Raw genomic sequence first — 4,516 nt, forward strand, 5'->3', positions numbered from 1 at the left:
GCGACCGGGTCCGCGAGGACCTGGCCGCCGACCCCGTTCTCGTGGCGGAGGCGCGTTACTCCGCGAGCTCCACGACGATCTCGACCTCGACCGGGGCGTCGAGCGGCAGGACCGCGACGCCGACGGCGCTGCGGGCGTGGACGCCCGCCTCGCCGAAGACCTCCCCGAGAAGGTTGCTCGCGCCGTTGACCACGCCGGGCTGGCCCGTGAACGACGGGTCGCTCGCGACGAACCCGACGACCTTCACGACGCGGGCGACCTGGTCGAGGTTCCCGACGACGTCGTGCACGGCCGCGAGCGCGTTCAGCGCGCACTGCCGGGCCAGCGCCGCGGCGTCCGCGGGCGCGACGAGGCCCTCGCCGTCACCCACCTTGCCCGTGGCGGGCAGCGCGCCGTCGACGAACGGGAGCTGGCCCGACGTGTGGACGTACCGGCCCGAGCGCACCGCCGGCACGTAGGCCGCGACGGGCGCCGCCACCGGGGGGAGGGTCAGACCGAGCTCCGTCAGGCGCGCGGCGATCGTCCCGGTGGGGAACCCCGCCACTACTTCTCCCCGGTCGGACGCTTGAGGTAGGCCACGAGGCCGTTGCCGTCCGGGCCGGTGACGACCTGGACGAGCTCCCAGCCGTCGGAGCCCCACTGGTCGAGGACGGCCTTGGTGTTGTGGATGATGAGGGGGATGGTCGCGTACTCCCACGTGGTTGCCATGGGCCGAGCGTAGTCGGCCGCCGCGGGCGTCACCCGCGGGCACCGCCGCGGGATGCTTACACAACCCGCACACCCGCGAGCCCCGGGATCCCGGGGCCCTCCCGGGGTCGCTCCCGTAGGGTTGTCACCATGGCTTCCCCTGTGCGTCCTCGCGGCCGGCAGATCAACGCGTACCAGCTCGTCGCCCTCTTCCTGGCGTTCGTGCTGGTCTCCGGCGTCGGCGGCGTGCTCGCCGCCGGGCTGCTCGTCCCGCTCGCCGCCGGGGCGAACACGGCGACCGACACCGCGGTCGAGGTCTTCGACGAGCTGCCGGCGGACCTCGAGCCCGGCCCGCTGTCGGAGCAGTCGCGCATCTACGCGAACGACGGCACGACGCGCCTCGCGACGTTCTACACCGAGAACCGCATCGTCGTCCCGCTGGACCAGGTCTCCGACGCGATGAAGAACGCGGTCATCGCGATCGAGGACAAGCGCTTCTGGGACCACGGCGGCGTCGACGTCGAAGGCCTCCCCCGCGCGGTCGTGAACAACATCACCGGCGGCGACACCCAGGGAGCGTCGACGCTCACGCAGCAGTACGTGAAGAACGTGCTCATCGAGCAGGCGGTCCGCGAGGACGACACCATGGCCCTCTACGAGGCCAACGAGAAGTCGCTCGGGCGCAAGGCGCGCGAGGCCAAGCTGGCCATCGCGCTCGAGAAGAAGATGACCAAGGAGGAGATCCTCCAGGGCTACCTCAACATCGCGCAGTTCGGCCGCTCGGTCTACGGCGTGGAGACAGCGGCACGGCACTACTTCAACAAGAGCGCGATCGACCTCACCTACGTCGAGGCCGCGACGATCGCGGGGATCACGAAGGCGCCGTCGACGTACGACCCGACCACCGAGCCGGAGAACGCCCAGAGCCGCCGCGACATCGTGCTCAACCAGATGTACCAGCAGGGGTACATCACCCGGGAGGAGTACGACACGGGCCGGGCCCAGCCGATCGCCGACACGCTCGCGATCCAGCCGCTCGAGGCGGGCTGCCAGGCCGCGCAGGACGGCGCCGCGTTCTTCTGCGACTACGTCACGAAGATCATCATGTCCGACCCCGTGTTCGGCGAGACCAAGGAGGAGCGCCAGACGCTGCTCTACCGCGGCGGCCTCGACATCTACACGACGCTCGACCCCGCGATGCAGAAGGCCGCGCAGCAGCACGCGGCGGCGGCCGTGCCGGCGGACGACCCGAGCAAGATCGAGGACGCGATCGTCACCGTGGAGCCGGGGACCGGAAAGATCCTCGCCATGGCGCAGAACCGCGCGTTCGACAACACCCAGGACCCCGCGCCGAACACGACCGCCGTCAACTACAGCGTCGACCAGGCCCACGGGTCGTCGAACGGGTTCTCCCCGGGCTCGACGTGGAAGCCCTTCGTGCTCGCCCAGTGGCTCAACGAGGGCCACTCTCTCTACGAGACGGTCAGCGCGAACAAGCGGACCTGGGTCGGCAGCCGCGACTTCCACGCGAGCTGCGACGCGGCCGAGCTCGGCCGCGAACCGTGGACGCCGGCGAACTCGGACGGCCCGGGCACCGGGTCGATGTCGGTCCTCAAGGCGACGTACAACTCCGTCAACACCGCGTACACGACGATGGCGAGCCAGCTCGACCTGTGCGGCGTGGCGAGCACCGCCGCTGCGGCCGGCTTCCAGCCGTCGATGCTCGACGACGACGGCAAGGTGGAGGTCCGTCCGTCGATGATCCTCGGAACCCAGAACTCCTCGCCTCTGCAGATGGCTGCGGCATACGCGACCTTCGCGAGCGGAGGCACGTACTGCGCGCCCGTCGCCATCACCAAGGTCCTCGGCTCCGACGGCCAAGAGCTCCCGGTACCGGCGGCCGACTGCAAGGCGAACGCGATCGACCCGGCCGTCGCCAACACCGTCACGTACGCGCTGCAGCAGGTCCTCACGCAGGGCTCGGGTCGCGGGAACGGCCTGGCCGACGGTCGCCCCGCCGCCGGCAAGACGGGGACCGCGAACAACAACACGCACACGTGGTTCATCGGGTACACGCCGCAGGTCGTCACCGCGGTGTGGATCGGCAACGCCGAGAGCGACGTCCCGATGAACATGCTGGACACAGGCCGCTGGTTCACGATCAACGGCAAGTCGCGGTCCTTCTGGTACGGCTCGAGCCTGGCCGCCCCGACCTGGCGCGACTACATGAACCAGATCCTCGCCGGGCAGCCCGCACCGGGCTTCGCCGGCCCGGACTGGAACCGGATCAACGCCCCCGCCCCGCCGCCCTCGGCGCCCTCCAACCCGGGGGACGGCGACGGCGACCAGGGTGGCGGTGGTGACCAGGGTGGCGGTGGTGACCAGGGTGGCGGTGGTGACCAGGGCGGCGGTGGTGACCAGGGCGGCGGCGACCAGCCCGACGCGGACGCCGGCGGAGGTCGTGGCGACCGCGGTGACCGCGGGAACGGGGCCGGCCGCGACGACGTCGACCTCGGCGAGTGGTTCGACAACCTCGACAGCGGGGGGAACGGCTGAGCGCCGTCGGTCCGCGCCGGGCCCTGCGCGGGCTCGGTGCGCTCGCCGCTGTCGGTGCGGCGGGCGTCGCGTACGCGCACGTCGAGACCAAGCTCTTCACGCTGCGCCGGGTGACCGTGCCCGTGCTGCCCGCCGGCACGCCCGACCTGCGCGTGCTCCACGTCTCGGACCTCCACCTGGTCCCCAGCCAGCGCCGCAAGATCGAGTGGGTGCGCTCGCTCGCCGAGCTCGAGCCCGACCTCGTCGTCGACACCGGCGACAACCTCGCGCACGTCGACTCCATCGACCCGCTGCTGCACGCGCTCGAACCGCTGTCGTCGACGCCCGGCGCCTTCGTCATGGGGTCGAACGACTACTACGCGCCGGTTCCCAAGAACCCGGCGCGCTACCTCCTGCCGGACGCGCGGGTGCCGTTCGCCCGCGAGGCCCGGCTGCTCCCGGCCGGGGAGCTGGCGGCGGCGATGCGTGACGCGGGGTGGGTCGACCTCACGAACCGTCGCGACGTCCTCGAGGTCGGCGGGGTCCGCCTCGACCTCGTGGGCGTAGACGACCCCCACCTCGACCGGGACGTCTTCCCGGCTCCCTCCGCGCCGGACACCCCCGGCGCAGGCTCTGAGCCGCCGTCGAGCGACGGCCCGGTGCTCCGCGTCGGGGTGACGCACGCGCCGTACCGGCGCGTCCTGGACGCCATGCACGACGACGCCGCGGACCTGGTCCTCGCCGGCCACACCCACGGGGGTCAGCTCTGCGTGCCCGGGTTCGGCGCGCTCGTGACGAACTGCGACATCGACCGCAAGCGGGCGAAGGGACTGCACGGCTGGCCCGGTGCACGGCCCGACGCCCCGGGCGGCGAGGACTCGACGTGGCTGCACGTCTCCGCCGGGGCGGGCACGTCGCCCTACGCGCAGGTCCGGTTCGCGTGCCGCCCCGAGGCGACGCTGCTCACCCTGACGGCACGCTGAGAGGTCCGCGCGCCCGCGTCCGGAGAGCGTCGCTACCGGGTGTCGCGGGGGTCACGGGGACCGAGTTTCGTGGCACGGCACTTCGTCGGCTATTCTGAGCAGGCTTCCCGCGCGGAAGACGAGGTCTTCTCGTCGATCATCGTGCGGACGAGCAACCGGGGTGTGGCGCAGCTTGGTAGCGCGCTTCGTTCGGGACGAAGAGGTCGCAGGTTCAAATCCTGTCACCCCGACCAGCCGAAAGGGCCGCCCCCCCCCCCACAAACACGCGAGAAGCCGCGAGGGAGAGAGACCCCGCCCCCCCCCCCACCCCC

The 4,516-nt window shown here is 71.9% G+C and carries 4 protein-coding genes and 1 tRNA gene; 3 read left to right on the forward strand and 2 right to left on the reverse strand.

The window, feature by feature from the left end; genetic code table 11:
• Positions 1–55 precede the first annotated feature (55 nt).
• A complete protein-coding gene (locus tag ACFWH7_RS19495; protein ID WP_378219065.1) occupies positions 56–544 on the reverse strand; it encodes a RidA family protein in 489 nt (162 codons plus the stop codon).
• The gene (locus tag ACFWH7_RS19500) at positions 544–708 is read right to left on the reverse strand and encodes a hypothetical protein (RefSeq protein WP_021481786.1); all 165 of its coding nucleotides are present in this window, start codon (positions 706–708) and stop codon (positions 544–546) included. Before ACFWH7_RS19500 ends, ACFWH7_RS19495 begins: the two co-directional genes overlap by 1 nt.
• Positions 709–837: 129 nt before the next feature.
• On the opposite strand from ACFWH7_RS19500, the gene ACFWH7_RS19505 reads away from it, so the two are divergent.
• The 3 genes from ACFWH7_RS19505 to ACFWH7_RS19515 all read left to right on the forward strand — a co-directional run bounded on the left by ACFWH7_RS19505 (position 838) and on the right by ACFWH7_RS19515 (position 4,438).
• Entirely contained in the window at positions 838–3,243 is a 2,406-nt protein-coding gene (locus ACFWH7_RS19505; protein ID WP_378219068.1) for a transglycosylase domain-containing protein, read from the forward strand.
• Positions 3,240–4,205, forward strand: coding sequence for a metallophosphoesterase (locus tag ACFWH7_RS19510; RefSeq protein ID WP_378219080.1), 966 nt, complete (start codon positions 3,240–3,242; stop codon positions 4,203–4,205). Before ACFWH7_RS19505 ends, ACFWH7_RS19510 begins: the two co-directional genes overlap by 4 nt.
• A gap of 156 nt (positions 4,206–4,361) precedes the next feature.
• Positions 4,362–4,438, forward strand: a tRNA-Pro gene (locus ACFWH7_RS19515).
• Positions 4,439–4,516: the final 78 nt, after the last annotated feature.

The sequence above is a fragment of the Cellulosimicrobium cellulans genome, from assembly GCF_042723955.1.
Classification (GTDB): domain Bacteria; phylum Actinomycetota; class Actinomycetes; order Actinomycetales; family Cellulomonadaceae; genus Cellulosimicrobium; species Cellulosimicrobium cellulans_H.